This is a genomic window from Inquilinus ginsengisoli (genome assembly GCF_050434925.1).
GTDB classification, from domain to species: domain Bacteria; phylum Pseudomonadota; class Alphaproteobacteria; order DSM-16000; family Inquilinaceae; genus Inquilinus; species Inquilinus ginsengisoli_B.
Map to the genome: position 1 here is coordinate 5,171,939 of NZ_JBNDJK010000001.1, position 16,045 is coordinate 5,187,983.

18 protein-coding genes are annotated in these 16,045 nt (G+C 69.1%); 15 read left to right on the top strand and 3 right to left on the bottom strand.

Translation table 11 applies throughout. The features are described from left to right. Position 1: 1 nt before the first annotated feature. The 3 genes from QFZ27_RS24660 to QFZ27_RS24670 form a co-directional block, all read right to left on the bottom strand. Positions 2-337: a hypothetical protein gene (locus QFZ27_RS24660; RefSeq protein WP_429229108.1), complete on the bottom strand. Its 336-nt coding sequence runs from the start codon at positions 335-337 to the stop codon at positions 2-4. A 64-nt stretch (positions 338-401) separates the two neighbouring features. Beyond that, positions 402-743 carry a hypothetical protein gene (locus QFZ27_RS24665; protein WP_429229109.1) on the bottom strand — a complete coding sequence of 114 codons (342 nt, stop codon included), beginning with the start codon at positions 741-743 and terminating at the stop codon, positions 402-404. A gap of 25 nt (positions 744-768) precedes the next feature. After that, positions 769-1,086: a hypothetical protein gene (locus QFZ27_RS24670; protein WP_429229110.1), complete on the bottom strand. Its 318-nt coding sequence runs from the start codon at positions 1,084-1,086 to the stop codon at positions 769-771. Positions 1,087-1,620: 534 nt separating this feature from the next. On the opposite strand from QFZ27_RS24670, the gene QFZ27_RS24675 reads away from it, so the two are divergent. From QFZ27_RS24675 to lpxB, 15 genes are all read left to right on the top strand, one after another. Next, a complete protein-coding gene (locus QFZ27_RS24675) occupies positions 1,621-1,944 on the top strand; it encodes a hypothetical protein (RefSeq protein WP_429229111.1) in 324 nt (107 codons plus the stop codon). Between the two features lie 217 nt (positions 1,945-2,161). After that, complete coding sequence (gene rpsB, locus QFZ27_RS24680) at positions 2,162-2,956, top strand: 30S ribosomal protein S2 (protein WP_429229112.1); 795 nt, start codon at positions 2,162-2,164, stop codon at positions 2,954-2,956. A 104-nt stretch (positions 2,957-3,060) separates the two neighbouring features. Next, a complete protein-coding gene (gene tsf, locus QFZ27_RS24685) occupies positions 3,061-3,987 on the top strand; it encodes a translation elongation factor Ts (RefSeq protein WP_429229113.1) in 927 nt (308 codons plus the stop codon). 43 nt (positions 3,988-4,030) lie between these two features. Then, a complete protein-coding gene (gene pyrH, locus QFZ27_RS24690) occupies positions 4,031-4,756 on the top strand; it encodes a UMP kinase (protein WP_429229114.1) in 726 nt (241 codons plus the stop codon). A 38-nt stretch (positions 4,757-4,794) separates the two neighbouring features. After that, complete coding sequence (gene frr / locus QFZ27_RS24695; protein WP_429232491.1) at positions 4,795-5,316, top strand: ribosome recycling factor; 522 nt, start codon at positions 4,795-4,797, stop codon at positions 5,314-5,316. 8 nt (positions 5,317-5,324) lie between these two features. Continuing rightward, the gene (locus QFZ27_RS24700; RefSeq protein ID WP_429229115.1) at positions 5,325-6,059 is read left to right on the top strand and encodes an isoprenyl transferase; all 735 of its coding nucleotides are present in this window, start codon (positions 5,325-5,327) and stop codon (positions 6,057-6,059) included. After that, the gene (locus QFZ27_RS24705) at positions 6,037-6,864 is read left to right on the top strand and encodes a phosphatidate cytidylyltransferase (RefSeq protein WP_429229116.1); all 828 of its coding nucleotides are present in this window, start codon (positions 6,037-6,039) and stop codon (positions 6,862-6,864) included. The genes QFZ27_RS24700 and QFZ27_RS24705 overlap by 23 nt, the downstream gene beginning before the upstream one ends. Beyond that, positions 6,861-8,021, top strand: a complete 1,161-nt coding sequence (locus QFZ27_RS24710) for a 1-deoxy-D-xylulose-5-phosphate reductoisomerase (RefSeq protein WP_429229117.1) — start codon at positions 6,861-6,863, stop codon at positions 8,019-8,021. The genes QFZ27_RS24705 and QFZ27_RS24710 overlap by 4 nt, the downstream gene beginning before the upstream one ends. Before the next feature lie 48 nt (positions 8,022-8,069). Next, complete coding sequence (rseP, locus tag QFZ27_RS24715) at positions 8,070-9,185, top strand: RIP metalloprotease RseP (protein ID WP_429229118.1); 1,116 nt, start codon at positions 8,070-8,072, stop codon at positions 9,183-9,185. Between the two features lie 153 nt (positions 9,186-9,338). After that, a complete protein-coding gene (bamA, locus tag QFZ27_RS24720; protein ID WP_429229119.1) occupies positions 9,339-11,630 on the top strand; it encodes an outer membrane protein assembly factor BamA in 2,292 nt (763 codons plus the stop codon). Between the two features lie 126 nt (positions 11,631-11,756). Continuing rightward, complete coding sequence (gene lpxD, locus QFZ27_RS24725) at positions 11,757-12,779, top strand: UDP-3-O-(3-hydroxymyristoyl)glucosamine N-acyltransferase (RefSeq protein ID WP_429229120.1); 1,023 nt, start codon at positions 11,757-11,759, stop codon at positions 12,777-12,779. A 1-nt stretch (position 12,780) separates the two neighbouring features. Beyond that, on the top strand, positions 12,781-13,254 hold the full coding sequence (gene fabZ / locus QFZ27_RS24730) for a 3-hydroxyacyl-ACP dehydratase FabZ (RefSeq protein ID WP_342241296.1): 474 nt from the start codon (positions 12,781-12,783) through the stop codon (positions 13,252-13,254). Further along, entirely contained in the window at positions 13,251-14,060 is an 810-nt protein-coding gene (lpxA, locus tag QFZ27_RS24735; protein WP_429229121.1) for an acyl-ACP--UDP-N-acetylglucosamine O-acyltransferase, read from the top strand. The genes fabZ and lpxA overlap by 4 nt, the downstream gene beginning before the upstream one ends. After that, positions 14,050-14,877, top strand: a complete 828-nt coding sequence (locus tag QFZ27_RS24740; protein WP_429229122.1) for an LpxI family protein — start codon at positions 14,050-14,052, stop codon at positions 14,875-14,877. Before lpxA ends, QFZ27_RS24740 begins: the two co-directional genes overlap by 11 nt. Further along, on the top strand, positions 14,874-16,043 hold the full coding sequence (gene lpxB / locus QFZ27_RS24745) for a lipid-A-disaccharide synthase (protein ID WP_429229123.1): 1,170 nt from the start codon (positions 14,874-14,876) through the stop codon (positions 16,041-16,043). Before QFZ27_RS24740 ends, lpxB begins: the two co-directional genes overlap by 4 nt. The last annotated feature ends 2 nt before the right edge of the window (positions 16,044-16,045 follow it).

The following is a 16,045-nucleotide window of genomic DNA, read 5'->3' on the forward strand; positions in this document are numbered from 1 at the left end:
CCTAAAGCGGGTCGCGCTTCGGGTTGCTGAGCAGGCCCTCGCGCTGCACCACGTGGTTGTGGCCGGCGGACCGGGCGATCGCGTCTTGGTCCGGCGCGGGCTCGATGCGGACCAAGTCGCGTTCGTGCCAGGGCGATCCGGTCTCCCGCAAGGGCGGCTTGTCCGGGGAGAAGCCGGTCGCCAGGAAGGTCGAGTCGAGATAGCGGCGCGCATCCTCTGGGCTCTCGGCGAACACCACCATGTCCTTCACGAAGTCGGCGCCGTTCTCGGGATCGACGGCGCGCCATAGCGGGTCCCGACGGCGGGCGGGGTTGATCCGGACGGAATAGGCATGCATGGGCCGGGTGCCTCCTTGTCCACACCCGGCCAACGCGGCGGCCGCGGCACCGGTTCCGCCCGGATCAGCGGCAGGTGGCCTCGCCGACCTCGATATGGAATCGGCGTGGCCCCGGCGCTGTCGGCTGGGTGCCACTGGCAGGGTCGTCGACGATGCGGATGTCGAGCGTGCAGGGGCCGGCCTGGACTCGATAGAGATCCTCGCCACGCCGCTCGATTCGGTCGATCGGCGCATCGCGCAGCTTCTGGGCCAGATCGTTGCTGTCCAGGACCGCCTGGATCTCCCGCAGCCGCTGCCAGTACGGCGGCAGCGCCGCCCGGGCTTCGGCCGCGGTGCCGAGGAGCAGCAGGACCGCCGCGCCGGCGACCGCGATGCGGTGGTAGGAGCCGAGAAGAGATGGGATCATGTCGCGCCTCGTCGCGGCCCCTGCGTCAGGCGCCGACATTCGGGATGAAGAAGCAGCGCATCGACCCGTCCGGCTTGCGGCAGAGCCAGTATTTGTCGTCTTCGCTGAACTGGGCTTGGTCGGTCGGCACCAACACGCCGGCCGGCCGGACCATATAGCCGTCGGGGCGAACCTGGACGTCGCGGGAAGGGTAGGCGGCGCAGTCGTTCGGCCCGCAGCAATGCTCGTGCGTGCCGGTCAGGTTCCGGTATTGACCGTTCTGAATCCAAGCCGCCGGTCCATGGGCTGCGGCGCTGCCGGCGGCGATGGCAAGCGCGACCACAAACGGAAAGAGGATACGCATCGGCGCGACCTCCTGCCAGGGTTGCGGGCGACCGGGCGTCACGCCTGGTCAGCTGGCCCATTGCGGCGGTCCGCAGCGGACCATGCAGAACAGACAACGCAGCGAACCCGCAGGTTTGTTCCATTGGTCGATGGAGCATTGGACCAAGGGACGGAGTCCGTTCCGCTCTGCCGGGGTGCCCGGCGGCGACTCCGGCTCTGGCCGGAGCCCGAAGCCGCTGTTCCGGCCGATTGCGAAGGCCGCTCCGGCCCAGGCATTCCGCGACGTTCGCTTTGACCTTGACTCTCCGGATGCGCGGGCATACATGGCCGTTGACGCCGGACGAGCCCAGACCCGCCCGGTGCCAATCTCACAACGAGAGACAGATGGACGACCACCCTAGTCGTGGCGTCGCCAAGGCCGATCCGGCCGCGGTGACGTCGCCCGAACATCACTGGATCGCACTCGGCCTCGGCCGGGTGGATGGCGTGAGCCGGACCTAGGGTCGGAGCGCCGTTCGCCCCGCTTCCGCCGCGTGCGGGAACGGAGCGAACGATGAACCTCGCATTTCTCTCCTGCTTCGATCGCCGCCTGCGCCTGGCGCTGGGCACCGTGATCTCGCCGCGGGCCGAGGCGCTGGCCGCCCTGCCGCGCTTCCGCAACCGCGACCTGCGCCACGACCCGGTCCGGGACGAGGACAAGGTGCTGCTGCGCTGGATCCGCGACCCCGAGACCGGCAAGATCGCCGCCCGCTGGGACGAGCCGGCGGCCGCAGCGCCGGCCCCGGCCGCGCCGGTCGATGACCTGGCCGAGCACCGCGCCCGCCGGGCGCAGCGCTACCGTTCGCGTTTCGTCTGGACCGACCGCCGCAGCGCCTGAGCCGCGGCGGTCGACGCCGGTCCGGGCGCTTGCCCGGGCTTGCTTTTCCCCGGCGCAGGGCGTATCAACCGCGCCGTCGTCAACCCCACACGCGGGCATCGCGGCCTGCCACGGCAGTGGCTCGGTCGCTCCGGTGCTTTTCGTCATATCCGCAATCCGCGGTACGGCGAGAGGCAAGGCCCGCGGCGGAATAACCGGAAAAAGGACCTTCCGACCCATGGCTACGCCAACCTTCACCATGCGCCAGCTCCTCGAGGCCGGCGCCCATTTCGGCCACCACACCCGCCGCTGGAACCCGAAGATGGCGCCGTTCATCTTCGGCGTGCGCAACGGCGTGCACATCATCGACCTCGAGCAGACCGTGCCGATGCTGCACCGGGCGCTCGACGCGGTCCGTGACGTCGTCGCCAATGGCGGCCGCGTGCTGTTCGTCGGCACCAAGCGCCAGGCGGCGGACAAGATCGCCGACGCAGCCAAGCGCTGCGGCCAGTACTACGTCAACCACCGCTGGCTCGGCGGCATGCTGACCAACTGGAAGACGGTGTCGCAGTCGATCAAGCGCCTGAAGGAGATGGACGAGCAGCTCAACCAGGGCGCGGTCGGCCTGACCAAGAAGGAGCAGCTGACCCTGACCCGCGAGCGCGACAAGCTCGAGAAGGCGCTGGGCGGCATCCGCGACATGGGCGGCCTGCCCGACATCCTGGTCATCATCGACACCAACAAGGAGTCGATCGCGGTCCTGGAAGCCGCCAAGCTCGGCATCCCGGTCGTGGCCGTGCTGGACAGCAACTCCAGCCCCGACGGCATCACCTTCCCGGTGCCGGGCAATGACGACGCGCTGCGCGCGATCGAGCTCTATTGCGAGCTGTTCTCCGGCTCGGTGATCGCCGGCATCCAGGCCGAGATGAGCGCCAGCGGCGCCGATGTCGGCGAGATGGAGGAGGCCCCGGCCGAGGAGGCGCTGCCGCCGCCGGCGGCCGAGACCGGCGAGGCGGAGCAGCCGGCCGCCTGAGCCGAGAGCGAACCAGGGGCGGCCCAGAAAGCCGCCCCTTTCTGTCGATGAGGGTGCCTGCGACCGGTGGGGCGCGGCGCCGAACGAACGGATGCGAGGACGATATGGCCGAGATCACCGCGGCGCTGGTGAAGGAGCTTCGTGAGAAGACCGGCGCCGGTATGATGGATTGCAAGAAGGCATTGGGCGAGAGCGGCGGCGACCTGGAGGCCGCGGTCGACTGGCTGCGCAAGAAGGGCCTTGCGGCCGCCGCGAAGAAGGCCGGGCGTGTCGCGGCCGAGGGCCTGATCGGCGCTGCCGTCGAGGGCACCCGGGGCGCGCTGGTCGAGGTCAATTCCGAGACCGATTTCGTGTCGCGCAACGACAAGTTCCAGGGCCTCGTTTCGACCCTGGCCGGGCTTGCTCTCAAGGCGAATGGCGACGTCGAGGCGCTGGCCGCCAGCGCCTATCCCGGCACCGGCCGCACCGCCGCAGAGGAGGTGACCCATCTGATCGCCACTATCGGCGAGAACATCAGCCTGCGCCGCAGCGCCGCCCTGTCGGTGTCGGACGGCGTCGTCGCCGCCTATGTCCACAGCCCGGTGGCCGCCGGCCTCGGCAAGATCGGCGTTCTGGTGGCGCTGGAATCGACCGGCGACAAGGCCAAGCTCGAGGCGTTCGGCAAGCAGATCGCGATGCATGTCGCGGCGGCCCGGCCGGACGCGCTGCACATCGCCGACGTCGATGCCAGCAACCTCGAGCGCGAGCGCGCCGTGCTGGTTGAGCAGGCCCGTGCCAGCGGCAAGCCCGAGGCGATCATCGAGAAGATGGTCGAGGGCCGGATCCGCAAGTACTACGAGGAAGTGGTTCTGCACGAGCAGGTCTGGGTGCTGGACGGCGAGACCAAGGTCCGCAAGGCGATCGAGGATGCCGCCAAGGATGCCGGCGCCCCGGTCAGCGTGACCGGCTTCGTCCGCTTCGTGCTCGGTGAGGGCATCGAGAAGGAGCAGGGTGACTTCGCGGCGGAAGTGGCGGCCACGCTCGGCCGCTGAGCCGAACGGGAACAGATTGGCGGCGCTGAGGGAGTGGAGCGACATGGCGAAAGCGGCCCAGTATCGACGGGTGCTGTTGAAGATTTCCGGGGAGGCCCTGATGGGCGACCGGGATTACGGCATCGACCCGAAGATGGTGGAGCGCATCGCCGATGATGTCGCCCAGGTCCATTCCCTCGGCGTCGAGATCTGCATGGTGGTCGGCGGCGGCAACATCTTCCGCGGCATCAGCGGCGCCGCCTCCGGCATCGAGCGGGCGACCGCCGACTACATGGGCATGCTGGCCACGGTGATGAACGGCCTGGCGCTGCAGAGCGCCTGCGAGCACAAGGGCCTGCACACCCGCGTGGTCTCGGCCATCCCGATGCAGACCGTGTGCGAGCCCTATATCCGGCGCCGGGCGATCCGGCACATGGAGAAGGGCCGCGTCGTCATCTTCGTCGGAGGCACCGGCAACCCGTTCTTCACCACCGACACCGGCGCCGCGCTGCGGGCCTCGGAGATGGGCTGCGACGCCTTGCTCATGGGCAAGCAGGTCGATGGCGTCTACGACGCCGACCCGCTCAAGGTCGAAGGGGCCAAGCGTTTCGATCGCTTGACCTACATGGATGTGCTGGCGAAAGATCTCCGCGTCATGGATCATGCGGCGATCTCGCTGGCCCGTGAAAACAAGATCCCGATCCTGGTCTTCTCCATCAACGAGCATGGCGCGTTTGCGGAGGTGGTCGCGGGGCAGGGGCGCTACACCATCGTGACCGAGGAGGGCTGAGCGTGGCCAAAGCCGATCTCGACGACATCTCCCGCCGCATGGCGGGTGCTCTGGAGTCCCTGCGCAAGGATCTGGCCGGTCTCCGCACCGGCCGCGCCAGCATCAGCCTGCTCGAGCCGATCACGGTCGACGTCTACGGCGCCCAGATGCCGCTGAACCAGGTCGGCACCATCGGCGTGCCCGAGCCGCGCATGCTGACCGTCACGGTCTGGGACCGCAGCGCGGTCAAGTCGGTGGAGAAGGCGATCCGCGATTCCGGCCTGGGCCTGAACCCGCAGACCGAGGGCCAGACCGTGCGCGTGCCGCTGCCGGAGCTGAGCGAGGAGCGCCGGCGTGAGCTGACCAAGGTCGCCGGCAAATATGCTGAGGCCGCCCGCGTCGCGGTGCGCAACGTCCGCCGTGACGGGATGGACTCGCTGAAGCGCGCCGAGAAGGACCACGAGATCTCCGAGGACGAGCACAAGCGCTTGGCCGACAAGATCCAGGCTCTGACCGACAGCCGTATCCGCGAGATCGACGACGTGGCGGCGCAGAAGGAAAAAGAGATCCTTCAGGTCTGAGCACCGGGATGCACCGTTTCGCCCCCAAGGCCGAGGACCAGCCCGCGCTCCATGTCGCGATCATCATGGATGGCAACGGTCGCTGGGCGACCGGCCGCGGCCTGCCGCGCACGCTGGGCCATCGCAAGGGCATCGACGCCGTGCAGCGGACGATCGACGCGTCGATCGAGCTCGGCGTCGGCTATCTGACGCTGTTCGGCTTCTCGACCGAGAACTGGCGCCGGCCGATCCTCGAGGTCGGCGAGCTGATGAAGCTGCTGCGCTTCTTCCTGCGCGGTGAGCTCAAGGCCCTGCACAAGAAGGGCGTGCGGCTGCGCTTCATCGGCGACCGCGACCGGCTGGCGCCGGACATCGTCGACCTGCTGGCCGAGAGCGAGACGCTGACCCAGGGCAACACCCGGCTGAACCTCACCGTTGCGCTCAGCTACGGCGCCCGGCAGGAGATCACCGAGGCGGCGCGCCGGGTGGCACGCGAGGTCGCCTCGGGCGCCCTGTCGCCGGAGGCGATCGACGAGGGGCTGTTCGCCGGCCGCCTGTTCACCGCCGACCTGCCCGACCCAGACCTGATCATCCGCACCAGCGGCGAGCAGCGGATCAGCAACTTCCTGCTGTGGCAGGCGGCCTATGCCGAGCTGATCTTCATCGACACGCTGTGGCCGGATTTCGGCCATGCCGATCTCGAGGCCGCCCTCGCCGAGTTCCGGCGGCGGGAACGTCGCTATGGCGCTGTCGGTGGCCAATAGCCCCCAGGTCAGGCGCAGCAACCTCTCGCTGCGGATCGTCTCCAGCCTCGTTCTCGGACCGCTGATCCTCGCCGCCGTCTATGTCGGCCAATGGGAATTCGCGGTCGTCGTCGCGCTGCTCGGCATGCTCGGGGTCGACGAATGGCTGCGGCTGGTGCTGCGGCGGCCGCCGCCCGGCTGGGTCCGGCTCCTGGCCGGCATCGCCATCCTTGCCGTGACCATCGCCACGGGCTGCGCCGGCGCCGTCGTCGGCCTGGTCGTGCTGGCCGCGGCAACGGTGGCCTTCGACGTCGTGGTCAATCTGCGCCTCGGTACGCCCGGCCGGATGCCGGCGCTGGGCCTGCCTTATCTCGGCCTGACCGTGGTCGCGCTGCTGCATCTGCGCCAGGACGGCTGGCAGCCGGTGCTGTGGCTGCTGCTGGTGGTCTGGGCCACGGATATCGGCGGCTACATCTTCGGCCGCTGGATCGGCGGGCCGAAGCTGGCGCCGCGGCTGAGCCCGAAGAAGACCTGGGCCGGGCTGATCGGCGGGGCCGGACTGGCGGCCGTGGCCGGCGCCGCCGCGATCGCGGTGCTGCATCGCGCCGGCGCGGCGGTCCTGGCCGTACCTGCCGCCGCCGCGCTCGCCCTGCTGGCCCAGGCCGGCGATCTCGCCGAATCCGCGGTCAAGCGCCATTACGGGGTCAAGGACAGCGGCAACCTGATTCCCGGCCATGGCGGCGTGCTCGACCGGATCGACGGCCTGCTGGCCGCGGCGCCGGTCTTTACCTTGTTCACAGCCCTTTTGGATGCATCGTTCAGATGATCTCGGCCCCGTCCGCGGACGCCCCGCGCTCCGTCACCATCCTCGGCGCCACCGGCTCGGTCGGCGCCAGCACCGTCGACCTGATCGGCCGGTCGCCGGAGCGCTTCACGGTCGAGGCGGTGACCGCCAACAAGGATGCGGAGCGGCTGGCGGCGATCGCCCGGCAACTCGGTGCCCGCTACGCCGCGGTGGCGGATGAGGCGGCCTATCCGGCGCTGAAGGCGGCCCTGTCCGGCAGCGGCATCGAGGCGGCTGGCGGCGCCGGGGCGGTGGTGGCGGCGGCGGCGTTGCCTGCCGAATGGGTGATGGGCGCCATCGTCGGCGCCGCCGGGCTGCAGCCGATCCTGACCGCGATCCGGCGCGGCGCGATGGTCGCCTTCGCCAACAAGGAGTGCCTGGTCTGCGCCGGCGAGCTGATGATGGCCGAGGTGCGGCGGCACGGCGCCACGCTGCTGCCGGTCGACAGCGAGCACAACGCCATCTTCCAGGTGTTGCAGCCCGGCGCGAAGGTGCGGCGGCTGATCCTGACTGCCTCCGGCGGGCCGTTCCGGGAATGGACGCGCGACCAGATGGCGGCCGCGACGCCGGCCCAGGCCGTCGCCCATCCGAACTGGAGCATGGGTGCCAAGATCTCGGTCGACAGCGCCACCCTGATGAACAAGGGGCTCGAGCTGATCGAGGCGTCGCATCTCTTCGCCATGCCGGAGGACAAGATCGAGATCGTGGTCCATCCGCAATCGGTGATCCACAGCCTGGTCGACTATGCCGACGGCTCGGTGCTGGCCCAGCTCGGCGTGCCCGACATGCGGGTGCCGATCGCCTACACCCTGGCCTGGCCCGAGCGGATGGAGACGCCCTGCGCCGCGCTGGACCTGGCCAAGATCGCCCGGCTCGACTTCCAGGAACCGGATCCGGAGCGGTTCCCGGCGTTGCGGCTGACCCGGGAATGCCTGCGGCAAGGTGGCTCAGCCGCGACCGTGCTGAATGCCGCCAACGAGGTGGCCGTAGCGGCGTTCCTGGAGGGGCGGATCGGCTTCCTCGACATCGAGCGGATCGTCGAGGGCACCCTTGCCATGATTCCGGCACAAGCTGTGGCGACTCTGGACGAGATGTTCGCAATCGACGCCGCGGCGCGACGGCACGCCGCTGCGCTTTGAAATCGCGGGCGAGCGGGCCCACATAGGCCCTCTGGCCGAGAGGTACGTATGACGCTGTTCACCTATCTGATCCCGTTCCTGGTCGTGCTGACCGTTCTCGTCTTCGTGCACGAGTTCGGCCATTACTGGGTCGCCCGCCGCAACGGGGTGCGGGTCGAGACCTTCTCGATCGGCTTCGGGCCGGAGCTGTTCGGCTTCAACGACCGGCACGGCACCCGCTGGAAATTCAGCATCGTGCCGCTCGGCGGCTATGTGAAGATGTTCGGCGACGCCGACGCGGCGTCGTCCCCCGCGACGGCGGCGCTGGACGGCATGACCGAAGACCAGCGCTCGGTGTCGTTCCATCACAAGCCGGTCGGCCAGCGCGCCGCGATCGCCGCCGCGGGACCGATCGCGAACTTCCTGTTCTCGATCATCGCCCTGTTCTTCCTGTTCCTGGTCGGCGGCCATCCCTTCCCGCCGGCGGTGGTGGGCGACGTCTCGGCGGGCGGTGCCGCGGCCGAGGCCGGGATCCGGTCGGGGGACCGGATCACCAGCATCGACGGCACCGCGGTCGACCGCTTCGCCGAGCTCGGCGTCGCGGTCCGCGCCGGGGGCGGCAAGGCGGTCGCGCTCGGCATCGACCGCAACGGCGAGGCGCTGAGCTTCGACCTGACGCCGCGGCAGGAGACGGTGGAGACGAACGATGGCGGCAGCGCCACCATCTGGCGCCTCGGCATCGCCGCCGACACCGGCCCCTATGGCGTGGTCGAGGCGGCCCGGATGTCGGTCAGCGAGAGCTGGGCGATCGTATCGATGACCGCCTCGGCGCTCGGCGAAATGGTGTCGGGCCAGCGCGGTACCGAGGATCTTGGCGGCCCGCTCCGGATCGCCCAGATGTCCGGCGAGGTCTACCAGGTCGGCATCGTGGCGCTGCTCTGGTTCATGGCGATCCTGTCGATCAATCTCGGCCTGATCAACCTGGTGCCGATCCCGATGCTGGACGGCGGCCACCTGCTGTTCTGCGCGATCGAGGCGATCCGCGGCCGGCCGCTCGGCGCGCGTGCCCAAGAATACGGTTTCCGCCTTGGGCTCGCTTTGGTATTAACCCTGATGCTCTTCGCGACCTGGAACGACCTGGTCCAACTCAAGGTAGTGGCCTTTTTCAAAGGCTTGGTGTCCTGAGCCGGGACGTGTTACCGGATCACGGCGGTTGTGACTCGCCGCGATCCGCAGCCGCTGAAGTGGGGGCGGCGGTCGTTCGTCAAGCCTCTCGCATTCGGTCGATCGATCGGGCGTGAGGGGATGGGTGTGAGTTTGAGGGGAAAGCAGAAACCGATGTCGACCGTGACCTCCCGACTCTGGCTCGCGGCCGTGGCGGCTGTCGCTCTTAGTACGGCGCCGATGACGGCGCCGGCGCAGACCCGCGGTGCCGGAACCATCGCCGACGTCAAGGTCGAGGGGTCGCAGCGCATCGAGCCCGCGACCGTGATCTCCTACATGGCGCTCAAGCCGGGCGACGACTACAGCGACCGCGGCGTGGACGAATCCGTCAAGAGCCTGTTCGCCACCGGCCTGTTCGCCAATGTCCAGATCCGGCGCGAGGGATCGAGCCTGGTGGTGACGGTCGAAGAGAATCCGATCATCAACGAGATCGCGTTCGAGGGGAACGACCGCTTCGACGACACCAAGCTGACGGCCGAGATCGAGGAACGCCCGCGGCAGGTCTACACCCGGACCAAGGCGCAGAGCGACGCCGACCGCATCCAGCAGCTGTACCGCCGCAGCGGCCGCTTCGCCGTGGCGGTCGAGCCGAAGATCATCAAGCTCGACCAGAACCGCGTGAACCTGGTGTTCGAGATCCGCGAGGGTGACCTCGCCAAGATCGAGCGCATCAATTTCGTCGGCAACCGCGCCTTCTCCAACAGCGAGCTGCGCGACGAGATCCTGACCAAGGAGACCGAGTGGTGGAACATCCTCGCCTCCAACGACACCTATGACCCCGACCGCCTGGCTGTCGACCAGGAGATGCTGCGCCGCTATTACCTGAACCGCGGCTATGCCGATTTCCGCGTGGTCTCGGCGGTGTCGGAGCTGGCGCCGGATGGCGAGGGTTTCTTCATCACCTTCACGGTCGATGAGGGCGAGCGCTACAAGTTCGGCAAGATCGACGTCAACAGCGCCCTGCCGGGCGTGACCCCGGAGGAGCTGAAGACCGTCATCGTCAGCGATGAGGGCGATTGGTATTCCAGCAAGTCGGTCGAGGATTCGATCCAGGCGCTGACCACCTATCTCGGCGACCGGCAATACGCCTTCGTCGACATTCAGCCGTCGGTGCAGCGCAACCGCGACGAGCACCTGATCGCGATCACCTACGAGATCTCGGAAGGCCCGCGCGTCTTTGTCGAGCGGATCGACATCAGCGGCAACGTCCGCACCGCCGACGAGGTGATCCGCCGCGAGTTCGAGCTGGCCGAGGGCGACCCGTTCAACGCCTCCCGGCTCAAGAAGTCCGAGACCAACATCCGTAATCTCGGCTTCTTCAGCAAGGTCGACATCAAGCCGATCCAGGGCTCGGCGCCGGACCAGACGGTGGTCCAGGCCGCGGTGACCGAACAGTCGACCGGTGAAGTGCAGCTCGGCGTCGGCTACTCGACAAGCGACGGCCCGCTTGGCGACGTCACCATCCGCGAACGCAACCTGCTCGGCCGCGGCCAGGACCTGCGGCTGTCGACCTCGCTCAGCGGCGTGTCCTCGCAGATCGACCTGAGCTTCACCGAGCCGTATTTCCTCGGCCGCAACCTCGCGGCGGGCTTCGACCTGTTCCGCACCACGCGCGACAACCAGAGCTTCAGCTCCTACGATGAGACCAACACCGGTTTCGCCCTGCGCATGGGCTATCCGCTGAGCGAGAATCTGCGGCAGACCCTGCGCTACCGCCTGAACTACCGCCAGATCTCGGATGTCGAGGACGATGCCTCGCGCTTCATCAAGGAGCAGGAGGGCAACACCCTGTCCTCCGCGGTGCAGCAGACCCTGAGCTATGATCGGCTGGACAGCCGCATCAACCCGACCGACGGCTACCGGATCACGCTGTCCAACGAAATCGCCGGCCTCGGCGGTGACGTGCACTACTTCAAGACCCAGCTCAGCGCCGACTGGTACTATCCGGTCACGGATTCCATGGTGCTGAACATCGGCGGCCAGATCGGCAACATCATCGGCCTGGGCGAGGACGTCCGGATCAACGATCGCTTCTTCCTGGGCGGCAACTCGTTCCGCGGCTTCCGGACCGGCGGCCTCGGTCCCCGCGACCTCAGCTCCGACGACAAGGACGCGCTGGGCGGCAAGAACTTCGCCCTCGGCTCGGTCGAGCTCAGTTTTCCGCTCGGCCTGCCCAGCGAATTCGCCCTGCAGGGCCACGCCTTCACCGATTTCGGTAGCCTGTGGGGAGCGGATGAGAGCGGCCCCGGCATCGTCGACGACGCGGCGCTGCGCGCCTCGGCCGGCATGGGCGTGTCCTGGGCCTCGCCCTTCGGCCCGATCCGGCTCGACTATGCCTATCCGTTTGCCAAGCAGGACTACGACAAGCAGGAGCAACTCCACATCAGCTTCGGCACGAGATTCTGATTGGTGCGGCGCCGGCCCGCTTCCGCGGTCGCGCGACTATCCGCGGCGCCGGCGAAGGCCGGCGCCGCTTTCGTTGATCGGCGCGGGATCGCTGCTGCCCGCCAGCCGTGAACTGAGAGTGCGCCCATGCCCGATCCGCGATTCTTTCGCAGCGCCGGTCCGTTCCCGCTTGGTCGCCTCGCCGCGATCGCCGGCGCGACCCTGGCGCCGGGGGCTGACCCGGACCGGCCGATCGCCAGCGTCGCGCCGCTGGACGCCGCCGGCCCGGACGACATCAGCTTCCTCGACAACCGCAAATATGTCGACGCCTTCGCCGCCAGCAAGGCCGGCGCCTGCGTGATCGCGCCGGCCCTGGCCGACCGGGCCCCGGCCGGCATGGCGCTGCTGCTGACGCCAAAGCCCTATAAGGGCTACGCGCTGATCGCCCAGGCCTTCTTCCCGGCGCCGGTGGCGCGGCCCGGCATCGCCGCCTCCGCCACGGTCGACCCGACGGCGGCGATCGGCGAGGGGGTGGAGATCGGTCCGGGCGCCGTGGTCGAGGCCGCCGCCGAGATCGGCGCGGGCTGCCGGATCGGCCCGAACGCCGTGGTCGGCGCCGGCGTGGTGCTGGGCGAGCGCAGCGTCGTCGGGGCGGGCGCCTCACTGAGCCATTGCCTGGTCGGGGCGCGGGTCACGATCTATCCCGGCGCCCGTATCGGCCAGGACGGCTTCGGCTTCGCCATGGACGCCGAGGGCCATGTCCGGCTGCCGCAGCTCGGCCGCGTCGTCATCGAGGACGATGTCGAGGTCGGCGCCAATTCGACCATCGACCGCGGAGCCGGCCCGGACACGGTGATCGGCCGGGGGGCGATGATTGATAATCTGGTGCAGATCGGGCACAACGTGCAGGTCGGACGAGGCGCCGTCATCGTCGCGCAGGCAGGCGTGGCGGGGAGCACCAAGTTGGGCGATTTCGCCGTTCTGGCTGCCAAGGCTGGTGTCGCGGGCCATCTCACCATCGGTGCGGGGGCGAAGATCGCCGCGAATGCGGGGGTGATGCGCGACGTCGACCCCGGTGCTGAGGTGGTGGGCGCGCCCGCGATCCCGAAGCGGCAGTTTTTCCGGCAGCAGGTCATGCTAGCGCGTCTAGCCGAAGGGAAGGGCGACTGAGATGGACGGAGCCGCCGGCGACAAGAAGAACATGTCGCAGCTGGACATCCTCAAGATCATGGAGATGATCCCGCATCGCTATCCGATGATCCTGGTGGATCGGGTGATCGATGTGGTGCCGGACGTGAGTTGCACCGGGATCAAGAACGTCACCATCAACGAGGGCTTCTTCCAGGGCCACTTCCCGCGCTATCCGGTGATGCCGGGCGTGATGATCGTCGAATCCATGGCCCAGACCGCGGCCGTGCTGGTGGTCGCGACGCTGGGCGAGGACGCCAAGGGCAAGCTGGTCTACTTCATGACCGTCGACAACGCCCGCTTCCGCCGGCCGGTGACGCCGGGCGACAGCCTGCGGGTCCATGTCAAGAAGCTGCAGCATCGCCGCAACGTCTGGAAGTTCTCCAGCGAGGTGAAGGTCGACGACGTGCTGGTGGCGCAGGCGGAGTTCGCCGCCATGATCATGGATGATCTATGAGTTCTTCCACCATTCATCCGATGGCCCTGGTCGACCCCGCGGCGAAGCTCGGGGCCGGCGTCAAGATCGGTCCGTTCTGCACCGTCGGCCCCGATGTCGAGCTGGGCGACGAGGTCGAGCTGATCTCGCATGTCGTGGTCGCCGGCCGCACCAGCATCGGGCCGAAGACGAAGGTGTTCCCCTTCGTCTCGCTCGGCCTGCCGCCCCAGGACCTGAAGTTCTCCGGCGAGAAATCGCAGCTGGTCATCGGCGCCAACAACGTGATCCGCGAGCACGTGACCATGAATCCGGGCACGCGCGGCGACAAGATGAAGACCGTGGTCGGCGACAACTGCATGTTCATGGTGAACACGCATGTCGCCCATGACTGCATCCTCGGCAGCCACATCATCATGGCCAACAACGCCGTGCTGGCCGGGCATGTGACGATCGAGGACCATGTCATCATCGGCGGCAACAGCGCCATCCACCAGCACCTCCGGCTGGGCGCCCACAGCTTCGTCGGCGGCATGACGCCGGTGCGCAACGACATCATTCCGTTCGGCCTGGCGATCGGCGAGACCGCGACGCTGAACGGGCTGAACCTGGTCGGGCTGAAGCGCCGCGGCTTCAAAAAGCCGCAGATCCAGTCGCTGCTGGCCGCCTACCGCACGCTGTTCGACGGCGAGGCGCAGTTCTCCGAACGCATCGAGGCGACGCGGCAGAAGTTCGGCGACAACGAGGTGGTGCAGCGCATCCTCGCCTTCATCGACGCCGATTCCGGCCGCAACGTGATGCAGCCGGACCGCCGACGGCATGCCGGGTAAGCTCGGCATCCTCGCCGCCGCCGGGCCGCTGCCCGGGCGGCTGGTCGAGGCATGCCGCCAGGGCGGGCGGGACTTCGTCGTCGTCGCCTTCCGCGGCATGACCGACCCGGCCCTGGTCGAAGGTGGGCAGGTGCCGCATTTCTGGACCCGGCTGGGCGCCGCCGGCCGCTGGATCGACGAGCTGAAGCGCCAGGGCGCCCACACGCTGTGCCCGGCCGGCAACATCCGCCGGCCAAGCCTGTTCGAGCTGATGCCCGACTTCAAGGCGGTGCGGATCCTGACCCGCATCGGCTTCTCCTCGCTCGGCGACGATGCGCTGCTGACCGCACTGCGCCGGGTGCTGCAGGAGGAAGGCTTCCGCCTCGTCGCCCTGCACGAGGTGATCGACGACTTCCTGGCCAAGCCCGGCCTGCTGACCCGGACGACGCCGGACGAGCTGGCCCGGGCCGACATCGCCAAGGCGCGCGAGATCGCGCGCGAGATCGGCCGGCTCGACATCGGCCAGGGTGCGGTGGTGCAGCATGGCTATGTCCTGGCGGTCGAGGCGGCGGAGGGCACCGACGCGATGCTGCGCCGCTGCGGCCCGCTGGCCCGGCCGGGCCCCGGCGGCGTTCTGGTCAAGGCCAAGAAGCCGCAGCAGGACATCCGGCTGGACCCGCCGACGATCGGCGTCACCACGGTCGAGCTCGCCGCCGCCGCGGGGCTGCGCGGCATCGTTGTCGAGGCCGGCGGCGCCATGATCATCGACGCCGAGGCGGTGCGGCAGGCGGCCGACCGGCACGGCGTGTTCGTGCTCTGCTTGGCGGAGGGCGAGTGACGGCACTGCACATCTTCCTGGTGGCGACCGAGCCGTCCGGCGACCTGATGGGCGCCAGCCTGATGGCGGCGCTGAAGCGGCGTTGCGGCGACGGCGTGCGCTTCAGCGGCGTCGGCGGCGCCCGGATGGCGGCGGAAGGGCTGCACAGCCTGTTCCCGCTGGCCGACATCGCGGTGATGGGCGCGGTCGAGCTGGTGCCGCAGCTGCCGCGGCTGTTCGACCGGATCCGCCGCACCGCCGAGGCGGCGCTGGCGGCGAAGCCGGACGCGCTGGTCTCGATCGACGGCCTGGCCTTCAACGCCCGGGTCGCGGCGCGGCTGGCCGGCCGTAGCTTCCCGATCGTGCATTTCGTCGCCCCCAAGGTCTGGGCCTGGCGGCCGGGCCGGGCGCGCAAGCTGGCCAGGCTGGTCGACCATCTGATGGTGCAGTTGCCCTTCGAGCCGCCCTGGTTCGAGCGCGAGGGGCTGGCCACCACCTATGTCGGCCACCCGATCATCGAGACCGCGGCGGGGCAGGGCGACGGCGATCGCTTCCGCCAGGCGCACGGCATCGCGCCGGAGGCCAAGCTGCTGACCGTGCTGCCCGGCAGCCGGCGCGGCGAGATCCAGCGGCTGCTGCCGGTGTTCGGCGAGACGGTGCGGGCGTTGGCGTCCCGGCATCCGGGGCTGCGCGTGGCCGTGCCGACGGTCGACACGGTGGCGGCGCCGGTGCGCGAGGCGGTCGCGTCCTGGCCCGGCGCGCCGATCATGATCGAAGGCGATACCGAGAAATACGATGCCTTCGCCGCCAGTGACGCGGCTCTCGCCGCCTCCGGCACAGTGGCGCTGGAGCTGGGCCTGGCCCGGGTGCCGAGCGTGATCGCCTATCGCGTCAACCCGGTCTCGGCCTTCGTCGTGCGCCGCATGCTCACGACCAAATACGCCAATCTGGTCAACATCATGCTGGACCGCCCGGCGGTGCCGGAGCTGCTGCAGGAGAACTGCACGCCGGAGAAGCTAGCGGCCGCGATCAGCACGCTCCTGACCGATCCGGCGGCCGCTGCCGCCCAGCGCGCGGCCTACGACGAGGTGGCGCGAATGATGCTGCTGCCGGACGGCGCCGTGCCGGGCGACCGGGCGGCGCAGGTGGTGCTCGACGTGATCCGGCAGGGGCGAAAGCGGGCCTGATC